Here is a 24,685-nt window from a genome sequence, read left to right as displayed (position 1 = left end):
GCAAAAAAAGTATAGGAAACATAATCCTGTTGCGATGTCTTTTTTATTCAAAAATAAATTTAATGAACATTCATTTTTTTGATAACAGGTAAAAACAAGCGGTTATTGATGACTACCGGTTAAAGGTCGCCGCAATGGAAAAATATTATTTATTCGGAATAGCCGAGGATTAAAGAAGTCCATCATGATATTATTCAAAATTAAATTTGAGAATATATTCGATGTTATCTAAAGGGTTACGAAATCAAAAATCATATAAAATTTACGGAATAATGAATGCTAAACAAAAATTAACGCGTCATTTGCAGATAATACTCAGGCGATTTATATAAGCATACCTGAAGGGTCATCAAATGAAGAAAGGCATCAATTTTTGTCGCGGTTGGCCGGAAGAAGGTGAGAAATCATGATGCTGACGCACGTCAGAAAGCCAGAACATCGCCACCGCCCGCCAGTGATGAAATTAAAAATCCTCAGAATCAAGAAAAAAACACATCACACATCTACTTGATAATTAACATTAAAATAAAATAACTCATCACAAACTTGGACAAATAATAGTAATTGTGTAAGTTTTAAATATGCCATCACATTACGTTATTTACCGTCAGGGTGAGACTCATGAGCACGACGCCATCCGTTATCGATCGATTTGTTGATTACTACGCCGAGCTGGATAACCAGCCGCCGTCGGCGCTGGCGGCCCTTTATCATCTGGACGGCGCGCTCATCGACCCGTTTGGCCGCCATGATGGGCTGTTTGCGATCCAGCGTTATTTCACCCACCTGCTGGCTAACGTGGACAGCTGCCGCTTTGTCATCGATCCCCCGCTTTGCGTAAGCGATCGTTTTGCCGTTACCTGGACCATGCACTGGTCCCATCCGCGGATTTCAGGCGGAGAAACACTGACGCTGCCGGGTTGCTCGGTTGTCGACGTGCAGGACGATCGGATCATGCTCCAGCGCGATTACTACGACGCCGGAGAGATGATCTACGAACATCTTCCCCTGCTAGGCTGGGCGGTGCGCGGTGTGAAAAGGAGAATGCGCTCATGATGACTGTCCTCATCACCGGCGCAAGCTCCGGCATTGGCGCAGGACTGGCAAAATCGTGGGCAGATGAAGGCTGTCACGTTATCGCCTGCGGGCGAGATCCGGCCAGGCTTGCTGCGCTGCATCAATACAGCGCGAACGTGACCGTGCGCCTGTTTGATATGACGGACCGAGAGGCCTGCCGCCAGGCGCTGGCAGACTGTCACGCCGACCTGGTCGTGCTGTGCGCGGGCACGTGCGAGTATCTCGATCGCGGAGAAGTGGATGCCGCACTGGTGGAGCGGGTGATGAACACTAACTTCATCGGCCCGATAAACTGCCTGGCCGCACTCCAGCCGCAGCTGGTGTCGGGCAACCGCGTGGTGCTGGTGAGCTCCATGGCGCACTGGCTGCCCTTCCCCCGGGCAGAGGCCTACGGCGCGTCCAAGGCGGCGCTGACCTGGTTTGCCGACAGCCTGCGCCTGGACTGGGAACCGAAGGGGATTGCCGTCACGGTGGTTTCACCGGGCTTTGTTGACACGCCTCTCACCCAAAAAAATGATTTCAAGATGCCCGGTCAGGTGAGCGTCGATAGCGCGGTGAAGGCCATCCGCCGCGGCCTGGCGAAGGGCAAAAATCACATTGCATTCCCGACAGGCTTCAGCCTGATCCTGCGCCTGCTGTCAGGCCTGCCTGCCGTTCTACAGCGAGCGCTGCTGCGCAGGATGGTGCGCCCATGAAAATCGCCATTATCGGCAGCGGCATCGCCGGGTTAACCTGCGCCTGGCGACTGGCCGGGCATCATCAGGTGACGATGTTTGAGGCAGAGCCTACCGTGGGCGGGCATACTGCCACGGTCGATGTGACCACGCCGCAGGGTACGTTCGCCATCGATACCGGCTTTATTGTCTATAACGATCGCACCTATCCGCGCTTTATGGGCCTGCTCAGCGAGCTGGGCATTAACGGGCAAAAGGCGCAGATGAGCTTCTCGGTGCATAACCCCGAAAGCGGCCTTGAGTACAACGGCCACACCCTCACCTCACTGTTTGCCCAGCGCCGTAATCTGGTGAATCCGATATTTTGGGGGCTGTTGAAAGATATCGTGCGTTTTAACCGAGAGGCGAAGGCCGCGCTGGTTGAAGGCGTTGACGACAGTGCCACACTTCAGAGCTTCCTTGAACAGAACCGCTTCAGCCCGTTTTTCGCCCGCCATTACGTGTTGCCGATGGGGGCTGCCATCTGGTCCTCTTCGCTTCAGGAGATGCGTCGTTTTCCGCTGCCGCTGTTTTTGCACTTCTTTGAACATCATGGCCTGCTGGATATCGCCCATCGCCCGCAGTGGTACGTGGTCCCCGGCGGCTCGCGGGAGTATATCCGCGCCCTGCTTTCTCAGTTGGGCGACCGTCTGACCTTACACTGCAACGCGCCCGTGCAGCGGGTCATCCGCCACGAGCGGGGCGTTGATATTCAGCTTGCGTCCTCCAGCCACGCGTTCGATCGGGTGATCTTTGCCTGCCACTCCGCACAGGCGCTGGCCATGCTTGACCAGCCGACGGACGCCGAGCGTGAAGTGCTGGGTGATATTGGCTGGCAGCGTAACGAGGTGGTTTTGCACAGCGATCCGCGCTGGCTGCCGGTGCGGGAGCGCGCCTGGGCAAGCTGGAATTATCGTCTGAGCGCCCACGACCAGGCGAGCGCCTGCGTGACCTATAACATGAACATCCTGCAAGGATTACCAGAGGGAAGCCCGCTTTTCTGCGTCACCCTGAATCCCGACACGACTATCGAGGAGCGTTTCGTCCTGAAGCGCTTTGTCTATGAGCATCCGCTGTTTAACCCGAAAAGCTGGCGCGCGCAGGCGCGTCGCCACGAAATCAATGGCCACCAGCGGAGCTGGTTCTGCGGTGCTTACTGGTACAACGGTTTTCATGAGGATGGCGTACGCAGCGCACTGGACGTGGTGAAAGGCATCGCTACCGAAGGGGAGCGCTGAGATGAACAGCTGCCTGTATCAGGGCGTGTTACGCCATCGCCGCTTTCAGCCGAAATCACACCATTTTCGCTACAGCCTGTTTATGGCCTGGATCGATCTGGATGAGCTGGACGCGCTGCCGTCAGTAGGGATTCGCCGCAACCGGTTTGCCGCCGCCTCGTTTCACGACGTCGATTATCCGCTGGGTACGCCCCTTAAAGCGAACGTGCTTGAGCGGGTGGAAAGCCTGACCGGGGAGCGTCCAGACGGGCGCGTCATGCTTCTGACCCAATTGCGCTATTTCGGGCTGCACTTTAATCCAGTCAACCTTTACTACTGCTTTGACGACGCGGACACCCTGCGCTGGATCCTGGCCGAGGTGCGCAATACGCCGTGGAACGAACGTCATTACTATGCGGTAGATGGGCAGACACCGCGACCGCAGGAGAAAGCGTTTCATGTTTCTCCGTTTAACCCCATGAATATGGTCTACCACTGGCGCTTTAACCGCCCCGGCAGGACGCTGCACATGCATATCGAAAATCATCAGGAGTCAAAGGTGTTCGACGCCACGCTGGCGCTGAGCCAGAGGCCGCTAACGCGCGCGAACCTGACGTCGCTGATGCTGCAAATACCGTTAATGACCTTAAAAACCGTTCTCGCGATTTACTGGCAGGCGCTAAGGCTGTGGCTTAAGCGCGTGCCGCTGTACAACCACCCCGCTAGCAGGAGTGAACGATCATGACCGATCCCGTCTTTGCGCTTGAACCTGAACTTGCGCGCAACGCCCGTGTCGCGCGCTGGCTGCTCTTTCGTCTGCTGAGCGATATCCGCGGGGGTGCGATCACCGTGCGCGAGGGCGCGCACACCCTGCACTTTGGTGATGTCTGTGCCGCGCTGCATGCAGAAGTGGAAATTCGCTCGCCGGAGGTTTACTGGCGTCTGCTGACCGGTGGGAGCCTCGCGGCCGCTGAGGCGTGGATAGATGGCGAGTGGGAGACACATCAGCTCACGCCGCTGCTGCAAATCCTGGCCCTCAATGCCCAGGTACTGGGACGGCTGGAGCGCGGGTTTCGCCTGCTGGGCAAACCGATGGAGCGCCTTCGCCACTGGACCCGGCGCAACTCCCGCCAGCAGGCACGGGAAAACATCGCCGCGCATTACGACCTGGGCAACGCGTTTTACGCGCACTTTCTGGACCAGGATCTGCTCTACTCCAGCGCGCTGTTTACCGGCGACGAGCAGGATCTCACCGTGGCTCAGCGGGCAAAAATGGCGCGCCTGTGCGATCAGCTGGCGCTTAACGCCAACGACCATCTGCTGGAAATTGGGACCGGCTGGGGCGCGATGGCAGAATACGCGGCCCTGCACTACGGCTGCCGGGTGACTACCACCACTCTTTCTCAGGAGCAGTATACCTGGGCGAAAGCGCGCATTGCCCGCGCGGGATTAGAGGATCGGGTTGAGGTGCTGCTGTGCGACTACCGCGATTTAACCGGCGAGTTCGACAAGCTGGTGTCGGTAGAGATGATCGAAGCCGTGGGCCAGCGCTATTTGCCAGACTTCTTCCGCACCTGTCAGACGCGGCTGAGACCGGGAGGCAGAATGGCGATTCAGGCCATCACGATTCAGGATCAGCGCTATCGCGACTACAGCAAGAGCGTCGATTTTATCCAGCGCTACATCTTCCCCGGCGGCTTTTTGCCGAGCATTACCGCGATGAGCGCTCTGATGACACGCCATACCGATTTTGTCGTCCGTAACCTGTTTGATATGGGGCCAGACTATGCCCGCACGCTGGCGCAGTGGCGACAGCGTTTCGTGTATGCCTGGCAAGATATTGAAAAATTGGGCTTTGATGACAGATTCCGCCGCATGTGGCTTTACTACTTCGGCTACTGCGAAGCCGGGTTCAACGCGCGCACCATTAGCGTGGTGCAACTGACCGCAGAGCGCGTATGAAACAAAACGTGCAGGTTTTTATGATGGCCGTGGCGTTTGATCTGTACTGGACGCTGGTGGTGCTGTTTCGCGAACGTGGCCTGTTCCTGTGGCTTGCGCTCGCGATTCTGGCCTGCCTGATGCTGTCGCCTGCACATCGTCTTTATGCACTGCTGCTGGCCGCCGCCGGTAGCGGGCTGGACACGCTGTGGGCGCTGACGGGGCTTATCGACTTTCAAGGAAATGCGCTATTGCCCCTGTGGATGCTGGCGCTGTGGCTCATGTTTTCCACCGTCTGGACCAGACTCACCAGCACCACCACGCTGCCGGGGTGGATACTCACTCTGATGGCCACCCTCGGCGGGCCTATGGCGTACGTGATTGGCGAACGCCTGGGGGCAATGACCTTTCTGGAGCCCGCTTTTATCGTCATCTGCTGGATGGCGCTGGGGTGGCTGGTGCTGATGTTGTTTTTCCATATTTTGTTGGGGAGACGAAGATGAGAGCCGTTTTGCTGATAATGCTTAGCCTGACGGTTTTCGCGCCTACGGCCCACGCCACCGACTGGCTAAGCTGGCGCAAGGTGGGCAGCGCGGCCCTCACCTGGGGGCCATTTACCGTTTATACCTCTGAGCTGCGCACACCGGACGGGCTGTATCACGGGACAGAGCAAAATCAGGTGCTCATCATTACCTACAAGCGAGATATCGATCGCGACGACCTGGTGGAGGCCACACGAGATCAGTGGCAGGTGCAGGGAATTTTGCAGCGCGAACCGCAGAGCGAGTCCTGGCTGCGGATGCTGACGTCACTCTGGCCTGACGTGACGGCGGGAACCCAGTTGGCGTTTGTTCTTAACGATAAGCAGGGGCAGTTCTGGTATCGCGCCTCAGCAAAAACCTTCACGCCGCTCGGTGGCGTTCAGTCACAGGCCTTTAGCACGCACTTTCTGGCCATCTGGCTCGATCCCCGGACGCAATATCCCGAGCTGCGTCAGCAGCTGATCGGAGGTAAAAAATGAAACGCATTTTGACGTTAGGTATGGCTTTACTGATGCTGCTGGCAGGCTGTAGCACCGAGGTGACCGACTATCGACATCAGCAGCCTCCGCTCGACATCTTCCAGTACTTTCAGGGGAAAACCGAAGCGTGGGGGATGGTACAGGACCGCAGCGGTAAACAGCTGCGGCGCTTTCACGTCGAGATTGCTGGCGACGTACTTGGCGACACGCTGACCCTGAATGAGCATTTTGTTTATGACGATGGCGAGAAGCAGCAGCGGGTGTGGCACATTCGACGCGTCAGCGCCGATCGTTACGAAGGTACCGCGGGCGATATTAAAGGGGTGGCAACGGGTCAGGCATCGGGTAATGCCTTTAACTGGCGTTACAGCATGAACGTGAAGGCCAACGGCAGCACCTGGCTTCTGCACTTTGACGACTGGATGTACCTGCAGGACGGCACGCATCTTTTCAATAAAACCGAGATGAAGAAGTTTGGCGTGACCGTCGGGACGGTGACGCTTTTCTTTACCCGGAAAGAGAAATGAAAAAACCCCGCGATATTGCTATCGCGGGGTTTTTCGAATTTGGCGGAAGCGTAGAGATTCGAACTCTAGAACCCTTTCGGGTCGCCGGTTTTCAAGACCGGTGCCTTCAACCGCTCGGCCACGCTTCCTAAGTGAGGCGCAATATAAACGTCTATTAGCGCCTTGTAAAGCAGGAATTTTTCTAAATTTACCGACGTGCATTTTTACGACATGCAAAAGCAAAAAACCCTGCGATATTGCTATCGCAGGGTTTTCGAATTTGGCGGAAGCGTAGAGATTCGAACTCTAGAACCCTTTCGGGTCGCCGGTTTTCAAGACCGGTGCCTTCAACCGCTCGGCCACGCTTCCTAAGTGAGGCGCATCATAAACACCTCACCTTGCGCTGTAAAGAGTGATGTCACTCATTCGCTTCAAAAATAGCCAAAATGTGATTAATCGATTGAAATAACAACGCATTGACTATTTTGTCGGCATAAAATCGCCTCACACCGCGTTAGTGTTTTTTGATGTACATATCTTTGGTGAAGTAATACCCCAACTTATCCGGTGTGAATCCACCGACCCAGGGCTTCACAAGATGGGTACGAACGTAGTGATAAACCGGGATTGCCGGAACGTCACGCCCCAGCATATCTTCAGCCTGCTGGTATAACTCCCCGCGCGCTTTGGTCGTTTTGGCCTTCGCCGCGTTGACCAGCGTTTCGTCATAGGCAGGATTGCTGTACTGGCTGGTGTTTTCACTGTCGCCAGTGCGGAAGTTATTCAGGAAGGTCGCCGCATCGTCGTAATCGGCGATCCATGCATAGCGCACCGCATCAAAATTATGGGTATGCATGGTATCGAGCATGGTTTTCCATTCCTGGTTTTGCAGTTTTGCCTCTACACCCAGATTTTTCTTCCACATTGAGCTGGCCGCAATGGCTATCCGCTGATGCGACTCCGAGGTGTTATAGAGCAAGTTAAAGCTCAGTGGATGGCTGTCGTTGAACCCTGCGTCGTTGAGCAGCTTTTTCGCCTCAGCAATACGCTTATCCATCGGCCAGCTGGCGTAGTCCGGATTTTTTAGCGTCACGCCGCCGATGTCTGGCTGGCTAATCAGCCACGCCGGACGCTGACCCTGCCCTAACACTTTGCTGGCGATGATGTCTTTATCCAGCGCCAGGTTTAAAGCCTTGCGCACACGGACGTCGTTAAACGGGGGACGTGTGGTGTTGAACTCGTAATAGTAGGTGGCGAGCTGCGGCGAAACGTCCAGTTGCTGGCCTAACGTTTTTTTCAACTGCGTAAACTGGTTGATTGGCACCGTGTAGACGATGTCGATTTCCCCGGCCTTATAGCGGTTCACATCCGAGGCTTCAGAGGTGATGGGCAGATACGTCACCTTATTAATGACGGTATGTTCGTTATCCCAATAGCGCGGGTTGCGTTCAGCCTCAATGCGTTCGTTGACGACCCACTGCGACAGCTTGTACGCCCCGCTGCTGACAAAGTGCGCGGGCTGCGTCCACTTCTCGCCGTAGCGACCAATCAACACTTTATCGACCGGGACCAGCGACGGATGCGCCAGCATCGCGAGAAATGCCGCATTAGGCTGGGTCAGCGTGACCTCAAGGGTGGTATCGTTAAGGGCCTTAACGCCCATTGTATCCGGCGTTTTTTTACCCTGCGCGATATCAGAGGCATTAACGATGTGCATATTACCGGGATAGCTGGCATACGGAGAGGCGGTTTTAGGATCGACCAGACGCTGCCAGCTCCACACCACATCCTGCGCCGTAATAGCAGTGCCATCGCTCCAGGTAATGCCCGGGCGCAAATGGAAGGTCCAGACGGTATTGTCTTTGTTCTCCCATTTTTCGGCCAGCCGAGGCTGAATTTCACCGCCCGGAGAGACGCTGACCAGCCCTTCGAACAAATCACTGATAATATTGAATTCGACATCGCTTTCGACTTTGTGCGGGTCGAGCGATGCCGGTTCGCTGCCGTTATTCCTGACCAGTTCCTGTTTCTCTGCAAGCATTGTTCCAGCCGGTACGCTGGCGGCCCATGCCGCCGTGCTTGCGCACAGGATGCTTGCCGTGAGTAATGAGAGTGTAAAGTGAGTGCGTGATGATGGTTTCATTTCCTTCGCCTTATTGTTGATGTTTTGACGATGCGGAATAACTCTTAGCGCTCTAAGGGTAATAAGGCAATAATTTTCAGTGACCTATAAGAGGTTGATCTGAATAAATCGTCCAAACCTTCAATCGTTCTGTTTCATAAGATTTTTTTGAAAGAAAGTGTCAGAGTAGCGGCTAAGACGTTGAGTAAAGATGGGTAAAACCACTTTGTTACTGGCGCTGGGTTTCCTATTCTTGCCGTTAATTACATCTGTCATAAGAGAGTGACTCATGGATCGTATTATTAGTTCTTCGCGCGACCGCACATCGCTACTCAGCACCCACAAGGTGCTGCGCAATACCTATTTCATGCTTAGCCTGACGCTGGCGTTCTCGGCGATCACCGCGACTGCCAGCACCGTACTGATGCTGCCGTCTCCGGGGTTTATCCTGACGCTGGTGGGTATGTATGGCCTGATGTTCCTGACCTACAAAACAGCAGATAAGCCCATTGGTATTCTGTCGGCCTTCGCCTTTACCGGCTTCCTGGGCTATATCCTGGGGCCAATGTTGAACACCTATTTATCTGCGGGTATGGGTGATCTGATTGGTATGGCGTTAGGGGGTACGGCACTGGTGTTCTTCTGCTGCTCGGCCTATGTGCTGACGACCCGCAAGGATATGTCCTTCCTCGGCGGTATGTTGATGGCAGGTATCATCGTTGTGCTGGTGGGTATGGTGGCTAACATCTTCCTGCAATTGCCAGCTCTGCACCTGGCGATTAGCGCAGTGTTTATCCTGATTTCTTCAGGCGCGATTTTGTTTGAAACCAGCAACATCATCCGCGGCGGCGAGACCAACTATATTCGCGCCACCGTGAGTCTGTATGTGTCGCTGTACAATATCTTCGTCAGCCTGTTAAGCATCCTGGGCTTCGCTAGCCGCGATTAACCCTTCCTGCTTTGAACCAAGCCTCGCTTATGCGGGGCTTTGTTTTTTGGTACACTGCACCGGTTTTTGACTGACGTGTGAATGACTATGTTGAGCTTTGAAGGTAAAGAGATAGAAACCGATAACGACGGCTATCTGAAAGACAGCAGCCAGTGGAGTGAAACCCTGGCAGAAGTGATTGCTGAAAAAGAGTCCATCATCCTTTCTCCCGAACACTGGGAAGTGGTGCGTTTTGTGCGGGATTTCTATCTGGAATTCAATACATCTCCCGCCATTCGCATGCTGGTGAAAGCCATGGCCAATAAGCTTGGCGAAGAGAAAGGTAACAGCCGCTATTTGTACCGTCTGTTCCCAAAAGGCCCGGCTAAGCAGGCGACTAAAATTGCCGGACTGCCTAAACCGGTGAAGTGTATTTAATAACGAATCCCAAAATTGACGTATTCCCGGCCAGGTTGATGAGGTTCTGTTAACACTTTTTCGACCCGCGCACTGCGCGGTCCACCCGCTTTGAGCCAGTCGATCAGTTTCTCGATCTGTTCAGCCTCGCCGCAGGCGACCACCTCCACGCTGCCGTCATCCATATTGCGCGCGTAGCCGGTGAGCCCGAGCTGTATGGCTTCGCGCTGTGTGCTGTAGCGGAATCCAACACCCTGTACCGTGCCGTGTACCCACGCGATTGTGCAGATTTTTGACATCATCGTTCTCCTTATCCTGTCCTGGCGCGTTGCATTTCCTCACTGAACTCGGGAAAATGGCGGCCATTTCATTGAATCGAAAGAATAGCAAATTATGAGTGTACGTTTAGTGTTAGCCAAAGGGCGCGAGAAATCATTGCTCCGCCGCCATCCTTGGGTCTTTTCCGGTGCGGTTGCCCGTATGGAAGGTAAAGCCAGCCTCGGTGAAACCATCGATATCGTTGACCATCAGGGGAAATGGCTAGCGCGCGGCGCATATTCGCCTGCCTCACAGATCCGTGCTCGTGTCTGGACATTTGAGAAAGATGAAACCATCGACATTGCATTCTTCACCCGCCGTTTACAGCGTGCGCAGCAGTGGCGTGACTGGCTGGCAAAACGTGATGGGCTGGACAGCTATCGTCTGATCGCTGGTGAATCAGACGGCCTGCCGGGCGTGACGATTGACCGTTTCGGCAACTTTATGGTTCTGCAACTGCTGAGCGCAGGTGCCGAATATCAGCGCGCAGCGTTAATCAGCGCCCTGCAAACACTGTACCCAGAATGCGCTATCTACGATCGTAGCGACGTTGCCGTGCGTAAAAAAGAAGGCATGGAATTGACCCACGGGACGGTTACAGGCGAGTTACCACCTGCCCTGCTGCCCATTGAAGAACACGGCATGAAGCTGTTGGTCGATATTCAGGGCGGGCATAAAACCGGCTATTACCTCGATCAACGTGACAGTCGTCTGGCAACGCGTCAGTACGTTAAAGATAAACGCGTGCTGAACTGCTTCTCTTATACCGGTGGCTTTGCGGTCTCTGCACTGATGGGCGGTTGTACTCAGGTGGTGAGTGTGGACACCTCACAAGAAGCGCTGGACGTGGCGAAACAGAACGTTGAGTTGAACAAGCTGGATCTGAGCAAGGCTGAGTTCGTTCGCGATGACGTATTCAAGCTGTTGCGTAAATATCGTGACCAGGGCGAGACGTTTGATGTCATCGTGATGGATCCGCCGAAATTCGTCGAAAATAAAAGCCAGCTGATGGGCGCATGCCGGGGATATAAAGACATCAACATGCTGGCTATCCAGCTATTGAACCCTGGCGGTGTGCTGCTGACGTTCTCGTGTTCTGGCCTGATGACCACCGATTTGTTCCAGAAAATCGTCGCTGACGCCGCTGTAGATGCGGGTCGTGATGTACAATTTATAGAACAGTTCCGCCAGGCTGCCGACCACCCTGTGATCGCTACCTATCCGGAAGGGCTGTATCTGAAAGGATTTGCCTGTCGCATCATGTAGCTTGAAAAGTGGAATATTGCCCTCACATCTTGTGTCAGTAAAGATTCTCGGGAGGTGACAATGATTGCCAGCAAATACGGTATCGGCCAGCAGGTCCGCCATTCCCTGTTAGGTTTTCTGGGAGTGGTCGTGGATATCGACCCGGAATACTCCCTGGAGGAACCGTCAGCAGATGAGCTGGCGGTGAACGCAGAGCTGCGCACCGCGCCCTGGTATCATGTGGTGATGGAAGATGACGATGGTCAACCTGTTCACACCTATCTTGCCGAAGTGCAGCTCAGTAGCGAACCACAGGATGAGCATCCGGAACAACCGTCTATGGATGAGCTCGCGCAAACTATCCGCAAACAGCTGCAGGCGCCGCGTCTGCGGAACTGACTGACTAAAAGCCCGATATCGGGCTTTTTGCTTTTTTCACCTGGCCAGACCTAAGCGTGGAATATCGATAGCCGGACAACGATCCATTACCACGTTTAACCCCGCTTCTCCTGCGAGCACCGCTGCCTGCTCGTTAATCACGCCAAGCTGCATCCACAACGTTTTCGCGCCAATGGCGATGGCATCCTGCGCCACGCCCCACGCTGCTTCAGAATTACGAAACACATCCACCATATCCACTTTTTCAGGAATCTCTCCGAGGGAGGCATAACCTTGCTGCCCCAGTAACGTCTTACCGGCCACCTTTGGCGAAACGGGAATAACGTGATAACCCTGATCAAGAAGATATTTCATCACCCGATAACTTGGACGATCGGGTTTATCGCTTGCCCCCACCAGCGCAATGGTGCGCGTCGAGGTGAGAATGTCGATAATATCGCTGTCTTTCATCATGTTCCTCCTGGTTTTTTAAAAGTGTACGCCAAAGAGCAGCAGTCAACCATTCAACCCATGCATCTGTATGAGGGCAAACTGTCGGAACATGTCTATATGTTAGTAAACGTGTTAATCGAAAAATTTAGATACATAATTACAACGAAGATATTTTCGACAGGAGCGCCCTATGAAGACCGGCATTGCCTCTGCTTTGATTGCGTTAGTGATGCCGGTTTGCGTGTATGCCACTACGCTTCGGCTATCAACGGATATTGATCTGCTGGTTCTTGATGGCAAAAAGGTGTCCAGCTCGCTACTGCGCGGCGCAGACAGCATTGAGCTCGATAACGGGCCACACCAGATTGTTTTCCGCGTAGAAAAAAATATTCGCCTGTCAAATCATGAGCAACGTCTCTATATCTCCCCACCGCTGGTGTTGAGTTTTAACACGCAAAAAATCAGTCAGGTTAATTTTAATCTTCCGAGGCTTGAAACGGAAAAGGAGTCTGAGACGTTTGAGTCATCACCACATATGGAATTGCTGGATGGCGATGCCATGCCGATACCGGTAAAGCTGGATATTCTGGCCCTGACCAAAAGCCCGAAAGGCACTGATTACGAAGCCGATACCGAGCGTTACAACAAGGCGGGTAAAAGCGCTTCATTACCGGGTTTTGCCACCATGATGGCAGATGACAGCACGCTGTTGTCAGGCGTATCGGAGCTGGATGTGATCCCTCCTCAATCCCAGACGCTCACCGAACAACGCCTGAAATTCTGGTTTCAGCAGGCCGATCCCGACACCCGAACGCGTTTTCTACAGTGGGCGAAGCAACAACCTTCGTCCTGAGCCGCATTTTTTTACCCTTTCTCTTGCAGCGTCAAACGCTTCCAGTCATCTTGTAGCCAGTTAACCTGACGGAAAAGATTATGGAACTGACGACACGCTCACTGCCTGAACGCAAACATATTGCGCTGGTAGCGCACGATCACTGCAAAAAAATGCTGCTTAGCTGGGTCCAGCGCCATCAGGCTTTGCTGGAAAAGCACGAACTTTCCGCCACGGGCACCACCGGGAATTTAATTCATCGTGAAACCGGGCTTGAGGTCAATGCGATGCTCAGCGGCCCGCTGGGTGGCGATCAGCAAGTGGGGGCAAAGATTTCAGAAGGGAAAATTGATGTACTGATTTTCTTTTGGGATCCGCTCAATGCCGTCCCCCACGATCCCGATGTAAAAGCCCTGCTACGCCTCGCCACGGTGTGGAATATTCCGGTTGCGACCAACCTCTCCACCGCTGACTTTATTATCGAGTCGCCGCATTTTAACCAGCAGGTTGAGATCTTAATTCCGGATTATCCACGCTACCTGGCTGAACGTTTGAAGTAACAGTGTCGCCGGGTGCATCCCACCCGGCATGCATTTACTACGGTTTTCTCAGCATCGGCACGTCAAGTTCTCTTAGCGCATCAACAAACAAAGAAGGCTCATTCTTATTAAAGAGAAGCCAGACACGATGACGGGCGCGCGTGATGGCCACATAAAGCAGGCGTCGCTCTTCAGCATCCGGAAAATCTTCCGGCACCGGCAACAACGCTTGCTCCATGACCGACTCTCGAGCCTGCGCCGGGAATCCGTCATTTCCATCCTGTAAGCCAACCACAATTACATAGTCGGCCTGTTGTCCCTTGCTGGCGTGAATCGTCATAAAATCCAGTTTCAGCTTCGGCCAGCGTGTCGCCGCTTTTTCCAGTATTACGGGTTTAAGATGATGGTAGCGCGCCAGCACCAGAATGCGCTCTTCTGATTTTACGAAACCACTGAGTTTATCGAGCAGCGGCTCTAGCTGATCCTCTGGTAAAAGCGTTACCGCTTTTTTATCGCCGGTAGTGAGGCTATTCAGCGGTTTTACGAGCTGATGTGGATTCTGCTGAATAAAGCGGTTGGCGATTTCCCCAATACGGGAATTAAAGCGATAGGTCGTATCAAGATCGCTACGATCGCCCTCGCCGAAGTAGTGATGGAAGGCGGTCGTCAATGAAAGCTGCGCGCCGCTAAAGCGATAAATGGCCTGCCAGTCATCACCCACAGCAAAGAGCGAGGTATGCTTATTTTGCGCCCGCAACGCCGCCAGCAGCGCGGCTCGCTGTGGGGAGATATCCTGAAATTCATCGACCAGAATATGCTTCCATGGGCTGACAAATCGCCCCTTCTCCAGGATGATAATGGCTTGATGGATCAGCCCGGAGAAATCGACAGCGTTTTCTTCTTTAAGCGCCGTTTTCCAGGCCTTTAACAGTGGGGCCATTAATTTGACGCGTTTTGAAAACAGCGTTCGTATCTCGTCGGGCGCGGCGTCAATCATCTCGGCCTGCGAACCGCCGTGGGTGCGCATCAGACTGACCCATCGGTCAAGGCGCGAGCCAAGTCGTCGGGCCAACTTTTCATCCTGCCAGAAGCTGCCTTCCGGTACGCTCCAGTTCAGCTCTTCTTCCAGCCACTGCCGCCACCCTTTTGCCTGCGCTTTTTTCTCGGTGCATTGCTGTTGCCATGTCTGGATAAACAGCGAATGTCGGGCCTGAGCGTCATTTTCCAGCTTGCTAATCACCGGGGCTTTCTTGCTACCCTGCTGAATAATATGCAGCGCCAGCGCATGGAAGGTTCTTGCGCTGACATCTTGCGTATGCAGCCTTTCCTGAATGCGTTCGTCCATCTCTTGCGCCGCTTTGCGACCAAAAGCCAGCAGTAAAATCTGCTCGGCGGTGGCGTCTCCTCTGGCAAGAAGCCAGCCAGCGCGGGCAACCAGCACCGAGGTTTTACCGCTCCCCGCCCCTGCGAGCACGAGCAGTGATTGCTCCCCGTTAACCACCGCACGCGCCTGCGCAGGATTTAGCGGTGAGGATTCAATCTGACTGAAAAAGTCCGCATGTTTGGCCAACATCTCATCGGTCCAGGCCTGGTTATGAGCCAACCTGCTTTTATCGATATCAGTTAACCACGCCTTGCACTGATGCCAGGCTTCACGACAGTTTTCAAACTCCTCAAGGCGGGAGGCAGGAAACGGCAGCGCACTTAACGCCTGCTGGATGCGCTGCTGCATCCCGGCAGTCTGAGCACGCGTTAGCCAGCTTTTTTGCCGATCGCTTTGCGCGATATCAGCCAGCACACGCGCCAAAACCTGCTCGGCAACCTGGCTCATCTCCGCGCTCCACTGCTGCCAAAGCGCGTTTAAATGGTGATGGAAGCGCTGTGTTTCTGCCCACTCCGTACCATGCAGGCGAACCACTTTTTCGTCGGGTAGCACGAACTCCAGTTCGCCCCATACCAGACCTCGTTTGCAATGGACCGCCAGCATCTGATTAAACGGAATGAGGTATTCGTGACGCTCGCCTGAGACTTTAACCCCGGCGTTGAGCAGGACGACCTTATCATACGGATGTTGCGCCAGGCGTTTGCCTAATGATGTTGCTTTTAGTTCCATGTCCAGCCCAATCCACGAGGTGATAATTTGCTTACTAGTTTAACCGCCAGTTTTCAGGTGCTCCAGCCTAAAAAAACGTTACAATCATCAAGCTTTGATCATATCGAAAGGAAGTGAGGGTTTATGCGTACCGTACTGAATATTTTGAATTTTGTCCTTGGCGGTTTTGCCACCACGTTTGCCTGGCTTTTTGCCACACTGGTGAGCATTGTCTTTATCTTCACGCTGCCACTTACGCGCTCCTGTTGGGAAATCACCAAACTTTCCCTGATCCCCTACGGTAATGAAGCGGTTCATGTCAATGAACTGAATCCCGGTGACAAAAATATCCTGATGAACACGGGAGGGACCTTACTGAATATCTTATGGCTTGTTTTCTTCGGCTGGTGGCTGTGCCTGATGCATATTGTCGCGGGCGTAACGCAGTGTATTACCATTATCGGCATCCCGGTCGGAATTGCTAACTTCAAAATCGCGGCTATTGCCCTGTGGCCTGTTGGTCGCCGAGTGGTTCCGGTTGAAGTTGCCCAGGCCGCACGTGAAGCAAACGCCCGTAGACGTTTTCAGTAAATAAGGACAGGCAGCGCCCATGCTAAGCCCACTGCTTCGCAGATATACATGGAACAGCACCTGGCTCTATAACGTCAGGATTTTTATCGCGCTTTGCGGCTCAACGGCTCTGCCATGGTGGCTGGGTGATGTGAAGTTAACAATCCCGCTCACCCTTGGCGTGGTGGCCGGCGCGCTTGCCGATCTCGACGATCGTCTGGCGGGACGCCTGCGCAATTTGGTTATCACGCTGGTGTGCTTTTTTATTGCCTCAGCGTCGGTGGAACTGTTGTTCCCATGGCCCTGGTTTTTTGCGCTGGGATTGATGGTCTCCACCACCGGTTTTATCCTGCTAGGTGGGCTGGGGCAGCGCTACGCAACCATTGCCTTTGGCGCGCTGCTCATCGCCATTTATACCATGCTCGGCGTTTCACTTTATGACCAGTGGTATCAGCAACCGGTATTGCTGCTGCTTGGCGCTATCTGGTACAACGCGCTGACGCTGACGGGGCATCTCATTTTCCCCATTCGCCCGTTGCAGGACAACCTCGCGCGCAGTTACGAACAGCTTGCGCACTATCTTGAACTAAAGTCCCGGCTGTTCGATCCTGACATTGAAGAAGAGAGTCAGGCACCGCTTTACGATCTGGCGCTGGCAAATGGCCAACTGGTGGCCATGCTCAACCAGACCAAAGCCTCACTTCTCACTCGCCTGCGTGGAGATCGTGGACAGCGTGGAACCCGGCAAACGTTACACTACTATTTTGTCGCTCAGGATATTCATGAGCGGGCCAGTTCATCGCATATTCAGTACGCCGCGCTGCGCGAAAAGTTTCGCTACAGCGATGTTATGTTCCGTTTTCAGCGGCTGCTTTCGATGCAATCCCAGGCTTGCCAGCACTTAGCGCGGTCAATTCTGCTGCGGACCCCTTATCAGCACGACCCGCGTTTTGAGCGCGCTTTTAGCCATCTTGACGCGGCGCTCGATCGCGTTCAGGCCAGCGGAACATCGCCAGAGCAGATGAAAGCGCTGGGTTTTTTACTTAACAACCTGCGGGCAATTGATGCGCAGCTTGCGACTATCCAGTCTGAACAAGCGTTGGCAATACCGGGGCACGATACCGAGCACCTGCTTGCTGACGATAGTCTAAACGGCTTTGCCGATATGTGGCTGCGCTTGAGTCGTAACTTTACGCCGGAATCAGCGCTGTTTCGCCATGCCGTAAGAATGTCCGCCGTGCTTTGTGTGGGATACGCATTTATCCAAATCACTGGTTTACATCATGGCTACTGGATTTTGTTGACCAGCCTGTTTGTATGCCAGCCGAACTATAACGCAACCCGTCATCGGCTTGCTCTGCGGGTGATCGGCACGCTGGTAGGCGTGGCTATCGGATTACCGGTGTTGTATTTCGTGCCATCTATTGAAGGGCAATTGATACTTATCGTGATTACTGGCGTGCTGTTCTTTGCATTTCGTCACGTTCAGTATGCGCACGCCACCATGTTCATTACCCTGCTGGTTCTGCTGTGCTTTAACCTGCTGGGTGAAGGGTTCGAAGTGGCATTACCACGCATCATCGATACTTTAATAGGGTGCGCTATTGCATGGGCCGCAGTGAGTTTCATCTGGCCAGACTGGCGGTTTCGCAATCTGCCACGAGCCTTGGATCTGGCAATTAATGCAAACTGTCGGTATCTGGACGCCATTCTTGAGCAATATCATCAAGGTCGTGACAATCGTCTGGCTTATCGCATTGCCAGACGCGATGCGCACAATCGTGATGCTGAGCTGGCGTCGGTGGTATCGAATATGTCCACAGAACCGCGCGCAACAGCTGAAATTCGTGAAGTCGCCTTCCGGCTGCTGTGCCTTAACCATACTTTCACCAGCTATATTTCGACATTGGGCGCTCATCGCGAGCAGCTGACCAACCCGGGTATTCTGGCTCTGCTGGATGATGCCGTATGCTACGTTGACGATGCACTTCATCACCGCCCCGCAGACGAGCCGCGCGTGCAGAACGCGTTAGAGGAGCTTAGCCAGCGAATCGCTCATTTTGATCCCGGTGCGGATAACAAAGCTCCACTTGTTCTACAGCAAATTGGCCTGCTGGTTGCGTTGCTGCCTGAGATTTGCCGATTGCAGCAGCAGATCGCTACCTATCGGAATGATTCTCAGGTAGCGCAGGAAGCGCATTAAACCACTCGGTTAGCTCCCGGCGTCTGACAGCCGGGAGCGCGGCTTCATGCAACCCTTCAATTGCCCCTTCCAGTGCGAAAAGCAATTTAATGCTGAGATGTCGGTTTTTCGTGCGAACCTTTAACCAACACTCTTCTGCACCTAGCACCCGTAGAGTGGTTTCGTTGGTGATACCGACTTCGAGCAAAAGCACTTCGATTTGAAAGGTCAGGTTGGGTAAATCTTTAAGACGGTGTCTTTGGTGGCGCTGATAACGTTCTTTGCGGGCGGCCTCCACCGCAAAGGAAGAGAGCTGCAACAGCTTTTCATGGTTTTGCCAGAGCCCCTCATCCACACGGTAATAATTCAGCAGAACGGGTCTGCCCCGTTTCACCAGCGTTAAAAAAGAAGAAGCATTTCTGACACAGTACTGGGCGCTTTGCTCACATGCGCGCAGATAGAGTTCCCCGTCCGATACCATCGCAAATACGGCTTCACCTACAGCCAATGTGTAGCCACCAAACAGGGCACGGTGATGTATTTCACCGAGTGGCGAGAGGTATTCCTGAGATTGATAGATCCGTTCATAAGATATCTTTTTCATGATATTCACCATATAAATCATAGAGTAACAACAATATTTTCTTACTACCGGATCCGTTAGCAGGAAAATAGGTGACTTATCGCCACTCGGCAAGATGAATCTTTCGAACAAGCCAATAACAGACAAAATTTGCGAGACGCTTTCCGAAAATGAGGTTGATCTTTAGGCGCACAGGGGTTACTGTATATCCATACAGTAACTACAGGGCTGGAATGATTATGCACACTTCAAGCTATGCAAATCGCTCAACATCTTTTTCTTCTTCCGCAGGCAATGGCTCGCAAAAAGCTCCCGAGCGTGTTTCAGCCGGGTTGATAAGTGAGGTGGTGTATCGTGAAGACCAGCCCATGATGACGCAAATGTTGCTCCTGCCACTTTTACAGCAGCTTGGTCAGCAATCGCGCTGGCAACTCTGGTTAACGCCGCAACAAAAATTAAGCCGCGAGTGGGTTCAGTCAGCGGGTTTACCGCTCGCCAAAGTGATGCATATTAGTCAGCTTGCGCCGTGCAATACTGTTGATTCAATGATTCGTGCGCTACGCACCGGAAATTACAGCGTGGTGATCGGCTGGTTGTCAGAAGATTTGACGGAAGATGAACATTTTTGCCTGGCAGAAGCAGCAGAAGAAGGTAACGCGATTGGCATTATTATGAGACCCGTTCGGCTCGATCCTCTTCGCAAAGGACACCTGTCTGGGCTAAAAATTCACTCTAATTTGTATCATTGAGTGAAATTAAGAGTTTTCCTGGAATTTTTTTTGACACCGCTACACGCCATTAGTTCCATTGACAGAAACTTCGTGAATGCTTGTCTGGCGCGGTTTCCGTTAATTTTGCTGAATAAAATATGCGCGATAAATGTTAAATAGTATGTATACGGAACTTTTTTTTTCATATGCCTGACGGAGTTCACACTTGTAAGTTTCCCACTACGTTGTAGACTTTACATCGCCAGGGGTGCTCGGTCTAAGCCGAAGATATCGGTAGAGTTACTAGTTTGAGCTCGCCCCCCGGTGAAGGATTTAACCGTGATTTCTCGACGAGATCTTCATGGCGATTTTTGGATGATAACGAGGCGCAAAAAATGAAAAAGACAGCTATCGCGATTGCAGTGGCACTGGCTGGCTTCGCTACCGTAGCGCAGGCCGCTCCGAAAGATAATACCTGGTATGCAGGTGGTAAACTGGGTTGGTCTCAGTTCCACGACACTGGCTGGTACAACAGCTCCCTGAACAACGATGGCCCGACTCATGAAAGCCAGCTCGGTGCAGGTGCGTTTGGTGGCTATCAGGTTAACCCGTATGTTGGTTTTGAAATGGGTTACGACTGGTTAGGTCGTATGCCTTACAAAGGCGACAACGTTAACGGCGCATTCAAAGCTCAAGGCGTACAGCTCACCGCTAAACTGGGTTACCCAGTAACTGACGATCTGGACGTGTATACTCGTCTGGGCGGCATGGTATGGCGCGCTGACTCCAGCAACAGCATCTCTGGCGACAACCACGACACTGGCGTTTCTCCAGTATTCGCTGGTGGCGTAGAGTGGGCAATGACCCGTGATATCGCTACCCGTCTGGAATACCAGTGGGTTAACAACATCGGCGACGGTAACACCGTTGGCGTTCGTCCTGACAACGGCATGTTGAGCGTAGGTGTTTCCTACCGCTTCGGCCAGCAGGAAGATGCAGCACCAATCGTTGCTCCAGCTCCTGCTCCAGCGCCAGAAGTACAGACCAAGCACTTCACTCTGAAGTCTGACGTTCTGTTCAACTTCAACAAAGCTACCCTGAAACCAGAAGGTCAGCAGGCACTGGATCAGCTGTACACCCAGCTGAGCAACCTGGATCCTAAAGATGGTTCTGTAGTGGTTCTGGGCTTCACCGACCGTATCGGTTCTGACGCTTACAACCAGGGTCTGTCCGAGAAACGTGCACAGTCTGTAGTTGATTACCTGGTATCTAAAGGTATCCCAGCTAACAAGATCTCTCCACGTGGTATGGGCGAATCTAACCCAGTTACTGGTACTACCTGTGACAACGTGAAAGCTCGCGCTGCACTGATCGACTGCCTGGCACCAGATCGTCGCGTTGAGATCGAAGTTAAAGGTATCAAAGACGTTGTAACTCAGCCTGCGGCATAAGTTATCGTCTTATAAAAAAACCCCGCCATGCGGGGTTTTTTATTGCCTGAACAAAAGTGAATGTTATTTCTTGCCGAGCAGAGCCTGTAAATCAGTTTTCAGTGTCGACATCTGGTTGGCATACTTCTCTTTGTGTTCCGCATCTTCGATGAGTTGAACAACCGTTTCCGACAGCGTTTTTCCGCGTCGTTGAGCGAGCCCGGCTAAGCGTTGCCAGACGACAAACTCCAAATCAATAGACTTCTTACGGGTGTGCTGATGCTCGGCGTTAAAGTGCCGTTTGCGGCGTGCGCGGATGGTCTGCTTCATGCGGTTCATCAGGGCCGGATTAATATGCTTTTCTATCCAGCCATTCACCTGAACCGGTTCGTTTTCGAGTGTCAGCAATAAATCCACCGCTTCTTTCGCAGCACTGGCTTCGATGTAGCAGGTAATCAGCTCCCCTTCACGGTGCTTTTTGACCAGGTACTTCCATTTCCAACCGCTTTCGAGATTTTCCAGTTGTTGATATTTCATTGCGATCTCAGTGTCACCTCGTAACTCTGTTCAGAATATCAGTTTTTTGGCAATCTGCTGAAAAGAAATCATATCCTGTGAGCCGTTACGCCGCTTTCACTGGCTGAAAAACTTATTCCCGATTGGGAAGAGACCGCAGCTTACGGTATACTCCACGGTTTTACATCTAACTAAAAAACATCAACTTTGACCATTACGAAACTAGCATGGCGTGATCTGGTTCCTGATGCTGAAAGCTATCAGGAGCTATTTGCACAGCCAGACACCGCAAAAGAGCACGACTTCATCCTTAGCGATACACAACCGCGTTTGCATTACGCGTTTGAGCAGGTGTTAAGTCCATGGACGACCTCTCCTTTCATGCTGTTGAAAGCACCAGAAGAAGCTGAGTATCTCGCGCTTCTGGCGGATGCATTGCGTCAGTTGCAACCGGAAGAGAGCGCCGTTTTTGGCGGCCAATATCGTATTGCTGGCCCCGATATCACTTTCAAACCCGCCGAACAGGCCGATGACCTTTTTGCCGCATCTGGCAAAGTCATTACTGCCGAATGGGTTGAAGCAGAACAACTGTTTGGCTGCCTACGGCAGTTCAACGGTGAATTGACCTTACACCCGGGCCTGGTACATAAAGCCAACGGTGGGGTGTTGGTCATCTCGCTTCGCACTCTTCTCGCCCAGCCCCTGCTCTGGATGCGTCTGAAGTCGATCGTCACTCACCAGCGTTTTGACTGGGTCTCGTATGACGAATCGCGACCGTTACCGGTTGCCATCCCGTCCATGCCCATTTCGCTAAAAGTGATATTGACTGGCGATCGTGAGTCTTTGGCTGATTTCCAGGAAATGGAGCCAGAGTTAGCCGATCAGGCGATTTATACCGAATTTGAAGACAACATCCAGATTGCCGATACCGATGATATGACGCAGTGGTGTCAGTGGGTGATGGCTGTCGCTGAGCGTTACGCATTGCCAACCCCTGGGCCAGATGCATGGACTGGTCTGATGCGAGAAGCCGTGCGTTACACCGGCGATCAAGAAACGCTTCCCCTCTGCCCGCTATGGATAAGCAAGCAGCTACGTGAAGTTGGCGCAATCGGCGGCCAGGGTCCATTTACCGGCGAACAGTTTATCCAAATGCTGGCACAGCGTGAATGGCGCGAAGGCTACCTGGCCGACCGTATGCAAGATGAGATTTTGCTCGAGCAAATTCTTGTCGAAACCGAAGGCGAACGTATCGGACAGATCAATGCCCTGTCGGTTATCGAGTTTCCCGGGCATCCGAGAGCCTTTGGCGAGCCGTCCCGCATTAGCTGCGTAGTGCATATTGGCGATGGCGAATTTATCGACATCGAGCGCAAGGCGGAACTGGGCGGGAATATTCACGCTAAAGGCATGATGATCATGCAAGCGTTCCTGATGTCACAGCTTCAGCTGGAGCAGCAGATCCCCTTCTCTGCCTCACTCACGTTTGAACAATCTTACAGCGAAGTGGATGGTGATAGCGCCTCAATGGCCGAACTCTGTGCATTAATCAGTGCGCTGGCTGATGTTCCGATTAATCAGAGCATCGCGATGACCGGATCCGTTGACCAGTTCGGCCGTGCTCAGCCCGTTGGCGGTTTGAACGAGAAAATCGAAGGATTCTTCACGGTTTGCCAGCAACGTGGTTTTAGCGGCAAACAGGGCATCATTATCCCGGCTCCTAACGTTCGCCATCTGAGCTTGAGCCAGGCCGTGCTCGACGCTGTGGAAGCAGAGCAATTCACCATCTGGGCCATTGAAGATATTACGGATGCGCTACCCTTACTGACAAACCTGGTGTGGGATGGCGAAGGTCAAACAACACTGATGCAGACCATCCAGGAGCGTATTGCGCAGGCAATGCAGCAGGATGCTCGTCATCGTTATCCATGGCCGTTACGCTGGTTAGGTTGGTTTAATCCTAACTGATCGGACTTGTTCAGCGTACACGTGTTAGCTATCCTGCGTGCTTCACTAAAATAAGGCTTACTGAGAACATGGTAGATAAACGCGAATCCTATACAAAAGAAGATCTTCTTGCCTCTGGTCGCGGTGAACTGTTTGGCGCGAAAGGCCCGCAGTTACCAGCACCAAGCATGCTGATGATGGACCGTGTCGTAAAAATGACAGAAACCGGCGGCAACTTTGACAAGGGTTACGTGGAAGCGGAACTCGATATCAATCCGGATCTGTGGTTCTTTGGTTGCCACTTTATCGGCGATCCGGTAATGCCTGGCTGTCTGGGCCTGGATGCAATGTGGCAGTTGGTTGGCTTCTATCTGGGCTGGCTGGGCGGTGAAGGTAAAGGTCGTGCGCTTGGCGTGGGTGAAGTCAAATTCACCGGTCAGGTTCTACCTTCAGCGAAGAAAGTAACCTACCGTATTCACTTCAAACGCATTGTGAACCGTCGTCTGGTGATGGGTCTGGCTGATGGCGAAGTCCTGGTAGACGGTCGAGTTATCTACACTGCAAACGATCTGAAAGTTGGCTTGTTCCAGGATACTTCAGCGTTCTGATTATTGCTTTGAATAAGGCAATCAGGCGAAACCTCCGCAATGCGGAGGTTTCTGTTTCTAAAGAGACGTATCACGCAAGTAATACCCTATCCCCAATGGCTTCTCGCCAGCCTCCTAACCAGTATGACCTCTGATTTAACGTCTGGTAAGGACACATTTCTTTTGAGCGTCCGGCGATGCCAGCCTGGTATCCACGTTGGTGCGCCCGTTCCAGGCGATCTCGTTTCTGTCTCTTCATGCCTCGTTTCCCTCATTCTTTGGTCTGGTGGAAAGAAAACAGTGGTTGCAAAACATGCAAGCACAGTTAACGAATAACCCGAATCCCTCCCAGCGTCAATGC

General features: G+C 52.9%; 27 protein-coding genes and 2 tRNA genes. 20 read left to right on the top strand and 9 right to left on the bottom strand.

What is annotated here, in order from left to right; translation table 11 throughout:
- Window positions 1-621: 621 nt before the first annotated feature.
- The 8 genes from AC6EMZ_RS03785 to AC6EMZ_RS03750 are packed head-to-tail and all read left to right on the top strand — an operon-like array spanning window position 622 to window position 6,496.
- Entirely contained in the window at window positions 622-1,056 is a 435-nt protein-coding gene (locus AC6EMZ_RS03785; RefSeq protein WP_498401046.1) for a nuclear transport factor 2 family protein, read from the top strand.
- Window positions 1,053-1,772, top strand: coding sequence for an SDR family NAD(P)-dependent oxidoreductase (locus tag AC6EMZ_RS03780; protein WP_498401045.1), 720 nt, complete (start codon window positions 1,053-1,055; stop codon window positions 1,770-1,772). Before AC6EMZ_RS03785 ends, AC6EMZ_RS03780 begins: the two co-directional genes overlap by 4 nt.
- The gene (locus AC6EMZ_RS03775) at window positions 1,769-3,028 is read left to right on the top strand and encodes an NAD(P)/FAD-dependent oxidoreductase (RefSeq protein WP_498401044.1); all 1,260 of its coding nucleotides are present in this window, start codon (window positions 1,769-1,771) and stop codon (window positions 3,026-3,028) included. The genes AC6EMZ_RS03780 and AC6EMZ_RS03775 overlap by 4 nt, the downstream gene beginning before the upstream one ends.
- Before the next feature lies 1 nt (window position 3,029).
- Window positions 3,030-3,752, top strand: a complete 723-nt coding sequence (locus AC6EMZ_RS03770; RefSeq protein WP_498401042.1) for a DUF1365 domain-containing protein — start codon at window positions 3,030-3,032, stop codon at window positions 3,750-3,752.
- Window positions 3,749-4,969 (top strand): class I SAM-dependent methyltransferase, encoded by a 1,221-nt coding sequence (locus AC6EMZ_RS03765; RefSeq protein WP_498401040.1) that lies wholly within the window; start codon window positions 3,749-3,751, stop codon window positions 4,967-4,969. The genes AC6EMZ_RS03770 and AC6EMZ_RS03765 overlap by 4 nt, the downstream gene beginning before the upstream one ends.
- Entirely contained in the window at window positions 4,966-5,451 is a 486-nt protein-coding gene (locus AC6EMZ_RS03760; RefSeq protein WP_498401039.1) for a DUF2878 domain-containing protein, read from the top strand. The genes AC6EMZ_RS03765 and AC6EMZ_RS03760 overlap by 4 nt, the downstream gene beginning before the upstream one ends.
- Window positions 5,448-5,969 carry a hypothetical protein gene (locus tag AC6EMZ_RS03755; RefSeq protein WP_498401038.1) on the top strand — a complete coding sequence of 174 codons (522 nt, stop codon included), beginning with the start codon at window positions 5,448-5,450 and terminating at the stop codon, window positions 5,967-5,969. The genes AC6EMZ_RS03760 and AC6EMZ_RS03755 overlap by 4 nt, the downstream gene beginning before the upstream one ends.
- Entirely contained in the window at window positions 5,966-6,496 is a 531-nt protein-coding gene (locus AC6EMZ_RS03750) for a DUF3833 domain-containing protein (RefSeq protein WP_498401037.1), read from the top strand. Before AC6EMZ_RS03755 ends, AC6EMZ_RS03750 begins: the two co-directional genes overlap by 4 nt.
- A gap of 40 nt (window positions 6,497-6,536) precedes the next feature.
- Here AC6EMZ_RS03750 and AC6EMZ_RS03745 read toward each other — a convergent pair.
- The 3 genes from AC6EMZ_RS03745 to AC6EMZ_RS03735 form a co-directional block, all read right to left on the bottom strand.
- Window positions 6,537-6,624 (bottom strand) — tRNA-Ser (locus AC6EMZ_RS03745).
- Window positions 6,625-6,756: 132 nt separating this feature from the next.
- Window positions 6,757-6,844: transfer RNA gene (locus AC6EMZ_RS03740), tRNA-Ser, on the bottom strand.
- A gap of 145 nt (window positions 6,845-6,989) precedes the next feature.
- On the bottom strand, window positions 6,990-8,618 hold the full coding sequence (locus tag AC6EMZ_RS03735) for an ABC transporter substrate-binding protein (protein ID WP_498401036.1): 1,629 nt from the start codon (window positions 8,616-8,618) through the stop codon (window positions 6,990-6,992).
- Window positions 8,619-8,886: 268 nt separating this feature from the next.
- Between AC6EMZ_RS03735 and yccA the strand changes: the two genes are divergently transcribed.
- Window positions 8,887-9,546 (top strand): FtsH protease modulator YccA, encoded by a 660-nt coding sequence (yccA, locus tag AC6EMZ_RS03730; protein WP_498401035.1) that lies wholly within the window; start codon window positions 8,887-8,889, stop codon window positions 9,544-9,546.
- Window positions 9,547-9,633: 87 nt separating this feature from the next.
- Entirely contained in the window at window positions 9,634-9,963 is a 330-nt protein-coding gene (gene tusE / locus AC6EMZ_RS03725; protein WP_498401468.1) for a sulfurtransferase TusE, read from the top strand.
- Here the strand turns inward: tusE and yccX are convergent.
- Window positions 9,960-10,241, bottom strand: coding sequence for an acylphosphatase (gene yccX, locus AC6EMZ_RS03720; protein ID WP_498401467.1), 282 nt, complete (start codon window positions 10,239-10,241; stop codon window positions 9,960-9,962). The genes tusE and yccX overlap by 4 nt on opposite strands.
- Before the next feature lie 94 nt (window positions 10,242-10,335).
- On the opposite strand from yccX, the gene rlmI reads away from it, so the two are divergent.
- Together rlmI and hspQ are read left to right on the top strand one after the other, a co-directional pair.
- The gene (rlmI, locus tag AC6EMZ_RS03715; RefSeq protein WP_498401034.1) at window positions 10,336-11,526 is read left to right on the top strand and encodes a 23S rRNA (cytosine(1962)-C(5))-methyltransferase RlmI; all 1,191 of its coding nucleotides are present in this window, start codon (window positions 10,336-10,338) and stop codon (window positions 11,524-11,526) included.
- Window positions 11,527-11,586: 60 nt separating this feature from the next.
- Window positions 11,587-11,904 carry a heat shock protein HspQ gene (hspQ, locus tag AC6EMZ_RS03710; protein ID WP_498401033.1) on the top strand — a complete coding sequence of 106 codons (318 nt, stop codon included), beginning with the start codon at window positions 11,587-11,589 and terminating at the stop codon, window positions 11,902-11,904.
- A gap of 36 nt (window positions 11,905-11,940) precedes the next feature.
- On the opposite strand, the gene AC6EMZ_RS03705 is transcribed toward hspQ, so the two are convergent.
- Entirely contained in the window at window positions 11,941-12,354 is a 414-nt protein-coding gene (locus tag AC6EMZ_RS03705) for a CoA-binding protein (RefSeq protein ID WP_498401466.1), read from the bottom strand.
- A 172-nt stretch (window positions 12,355-12,526) separates the two neighbouring features.
- Here AC6EMZ_RS03705 and csgI point away from each other — a divergent pair, with 172 nt between their 5' ends.
- Window positions 12,527-13,189, top strand: a complete 663-nt coding sequence (csgI, locus tag AC6EMZ_RS03700) for a curli synthesis inhibitor (RefSeq protein ID WP_498401032.1) — start codon at window positions 12,527-12,529, stop codon at window positions 13,187-13,189.
- A gap of 80 nt (window positions 13,190-13,269) precedes the next feature.
- Window positions 13,270-13,728 (top strand): methylglyoxal synthase, encoded by a 459-nt coding sequence (gene mgsA / locus AC6EMZ_RS03695; protein WP_498401031.1) that lies wholly within the window; start codon window positions 13,270-13,272, stop codon window positions 13,726-13,728.
- A gap of 37 nt (window positions 13,729-13,765) precedes the next feature.
- Here mgsA and helD read toward each other — a convergent pair whose 3' ends face one another.
- A complete protein-coding gene (gene helD, locus AC6EMZ_RS03690) occupies window positions 13,766-15,820 on the bottom strand; it encodes a DNA helicase IV (RefSeq protein ID WP_498401030.1) in 2,055 nt (684 codons plus the stop codon).
- A 123-nt stretch (window positions 15,821-15,943) separates the two neighbouring features.
- On the opposite strand from helD, the gene AC6EMZ_RS03685 reads away from it, so the two are divergent.
- Window positions 15,944-16,390, top strand: coding sequence for a YccF domain-containing protein (locus tag AC6EMZ_RS03685; protein WP_498401029.1), 447 nt, complete (start codon window positions 15,944-15,946; stop codon window positions 16,388-16,390).
- A gap of 19 nt (window positions 16,391-16,409) precedes the next feature.
- Window positions 16,410-18,572, top strand: a complete 2,163-nt coding sequence (gene yccS, locus AC6EMZ_RS03680) for a YccS family putative transporter (RefSeq protein WP_498401028.1) — start codon at window positions 16,410-16,412, stop codon at window positions 18,570-18,572.
- Here the strand turns inward: yccS and AC6EMZ_RS03675 are convergent.
- A complete protein-coding gene (locus tag AC6EMZ_RS03675; RefSeq protein WP_498401027.1) occupies window positions 18,529-19,155 on the bottom strand; it encodes a TfoX/Sxy family DNA transformation protein in 627 nt (208 codons plus the stop codon). The genes yccS and AC6EMZ_RS03675 overlap by 44 nt on opposite strands.
- A 218-nt stretch (window positions 19,156-19,373) precedes the next feature.
- Between AC6EMZ_RS03675 and sulA the strand changes: the two genes are divergently transcribed.
- Together sulA and ompA are read left to right on the top strand one after the other, a co-directional pair.
- Window positions 19,374-19,883, top strand: coding sequence for an SOS-induced cell division inhibitor SulA (sulA, locus tag AC6EMZ_RS03670; RefSeq protein ID WP_498401026.1), 510 nt, complete (start codon window positions 19,374-19,376; stop codon window positions 19,881-19,883).
- 356 nt (window positions 19,884-20,239) lie between these two features.
- Window positions 20,240-21,295 carry a porin OmpA gene (gene ompA, locus AC6EMZ_RS03665; protein ID WP_498401025.1) on the top strand — a complete coding sequence of 352 codons (1,056 nt, stop codon included), beginning with the start codon at window positions 20,240-20,242 and terminating at the stop codon, window positions 21,293-21,295.
- Between the two features lie 63 nt (window positions 21,296-21,358).
- Here the strand turns inward: ompA and matP are convergent, their stop codons facing one another.
- Entirely contained in the window at window positions 21,359-21,811 is a 453-nt protein-coding gene (matP, locus tag AC6EMZ_RS03660; protein ID WP_498401024.1) for a macrodomain Ter protein MatP, read from the bottom strand.
- A gap of 186 nt (window positions 21,812-21,997) precedes the next feature.
- Between matP and AC6EMZ_RS03655 the strand changes: the two genes are divergently transcribed.
- A complete protein-coding gene (locus tag AC6EMZ_RS03655) occupies window positions 21,998-23,758 on the top strand; it encodes an AAA family ATPase (RefSeq protein ID WP_498401023.1) in 1,761 nt (586 codons plus the stop codon).
- Window positions 23,759-23,826: 68 nt separating this feature from the next.
- On the top strand, window positions 23,827-24,345 hold the full coding sequence (gene fabA / locus AC6EMZ_RS03650; RefSeq protein ID WP_095281476.1) for a bifunctional 3-hydroxydecanoyl-ACP dehydratase/trans-2-decenoyl-ACP isomerase: 519 nt from the start codon (window positions 23,827-23,829) through the stop codon (window positions 24,343-24,345).
- A 70-nt stretch (window positions 24,346-24,415) separates the two neighbouring features.
- Here fabA and rmf read toward each other — a convergent pair whose 3' ends face one another.
- A complete protein-coding gene (gene rmf / locus AC6EMZ_RS03645) occupies window positions 24,416-24,583 on the bottom strand; it encodes a ribosome modulation factor (protein WP_012016862.1) in 168 nt (55 codons plus the stop codon).
- Between the last annotated feature and the right edge of the window lie 102 nt (window positions 24,584-24,685).

The sequence above is a fragment of the Enterobacter sp. SCRI0065 genome, assembly GCF_059766475.1.
This window is presented reverse-complemented; position numbering and strand designations above follow the sequence as displayed.

Bases quoted from the DNA above. Each gene is read 5' to 3' on its own strand.
- AC6EMZ_RS03785 (WP_498401046.1), top strand. From the start codon at position 622: ATGAGCACGACGCCATCCGTTATCGATCGATTTGTTGATTACTACGCC.
- AC6EMZ_RS03780 (WP_498401045.1), top strand. From the start codon at position 1,053: ATGATGACTGTCCTCATCACCGGCGCAAGCTCCGGCATTGGCGCAGGA.
- AC6EMZ_RS03775 (WP_498401044.1), top strand. From the start codon at position 1,769: ATGAAAATCGCCATTATCGGCAGCGGCATCGCCGGGTTAACCTGCGCC.
- AC6EMZ_RS03770 (WP_498401042.1), top strand. From the start codon at position 3,030: ATGAACAGCTGCCTGTATCAGGGCGTGTTACGCCATCGCCGCTTTCAG.
- AC6EMZ_RS03765 (WP_498401040.1), top strand. From the start codon at position 3,749: ATGACCGATCCCGTCTTTGCGCTTGAACCTGAACTTGCGCGCAACGCC.
- AC6EMZ_RS03760 (WP_498401039.1), top strand. From the start codon at position 4,966: ATGAAACAAAACGTGCAGGTTTTTATGATGGCCGTGGCGTTTGATCTG.
- AC6EMZ_RS03755 (WP_498401038.1), top strand. From the start codon at position 5,448: ATGAGAGCCGTTTTGCTGATAATGCTTAGCCTGACGGTTTTCGCGCCT.
- AC6EMZ_RS03750 (WP_498401037.1), top strand. From the start codon at position 5,966: ATGAAACGCATTTTGACGTTAGGTATGGCTTTACTGATGCTGCTGGCA.
- AC6EMZ_RS03735 (WP_498401036.1), bottom strand. From the start codon at position 8,618: ATGAAACCATCATCACGCACTCACTTTACACTCTCATTACTCACGGCA.
- yccA (WP_498401035.1), top strand. From the start codon at position 8,887: ATGGATCGTATTATTAGTTCTTCGCGCGACCGCACATCGCTACTCAGC.
- tusE (WP_498401468.1), top strand. From the start codon at position 9,634: ATGTTGAGCTTTGAAGGTAAAGAGATAGAAACCGATAACGACGGCTAT.
- yccX (WP_498401467.1), bottom strand. From the start codon at position 10,241: ATGTCAAAAATCTGCACAATCGCGTGGGTACACGGCACGGTACAGGGT.
- rlmI (WP_498401034.1), top strand. From the start codon at position 10,336: ATGAGTGTACGTTTAGTGTTAGCCAAAGGGCGCGAGAAATCATTGCTC.
- hspQ (WP_498401033.1), top strand. From the start codon at position 11,587: ATGATTGCCAGCAAATACGGTATCGGCCAGCAGGTCCGCCATTCCCTG.
- AC6EMZ_RS03705 (WP_498401466.1), bottom strand. From the start codon at position 12,354: ATGAAAGACAGCGATATTATCGACATTCTCACCTCGACGCGCACCATT.
- csgI (WP_498401032.1), top strand. From the start codon at position 12,527: ATGAAGACCGGCATTGCCTCTGCTTTGATTGCGTTAGTGATGCCGGTT.
- mgsA (WP_498401031.1), top strand. From the start codon at position 13,270: ATGGAACTGACGACACGCTCACTGCCTGAACGCAAACATATTGCGCTG.
- helD (WP_498401030.1), bottom strand. From the start codon at position 15,820: ATGGAACTAAAAGCAACATCATTAGGCAAACGCCTGGCGCAACATCCG.
- AC6EMZ_RS03685 (WP_498401029.1), top strand. From the start codon at position 15,944: ATGCGTACCGTACTGAATATTTTGAATTTTGTCCTTGGCGGTTTTGCC.
- yccS (WP_498401028.1), top strand. From the start codon at position 16,410: ATGCTAAGCCCACTGCTTCGCAGATATACATGGAACAGCACCTGGCTC.
- AC6EMZ_RS03675 (WP_498401027.1), bottom strand. From the start codon at position 19,155: ATGAAAAAGATATCTTATGAACGGATCTATCAATCTCAGGAATACCTC.
- sulA (WP_498401026.1), top strand. From the start codon at position 19,374: ATGCACACTTCAAGCTATGCAAATCGCTCAACATCTTTTTCTTCTTCC.
- ompA (WP_498401025.1), top strand. From the start codon at position 20,240: ATGAAAAAGACAGCTATCGCGATTGCAGTGGCACTGGCTGGCTTCGCT.
- matP (WP_498401024.1), bottom strand. From the start codon at position 21,811: ATGAAATATCAACAACTGGAAAATCTCGAAAGCGGTTGGAAATGGAAG.
- fabA (WP_095281476.1), top strand. From the start codon at position 23,827: ATGGTAGATAAACGCGAATCCTATACAAAAGAAGATCTTCTTGCCTCT.
- rmf (WP_012016862.1), bottom strand. From the start codon at position 24,583: ATGAAGAGACAGAAACGAGATCGCCTGGAACGGGCGCACCAACGTGGA.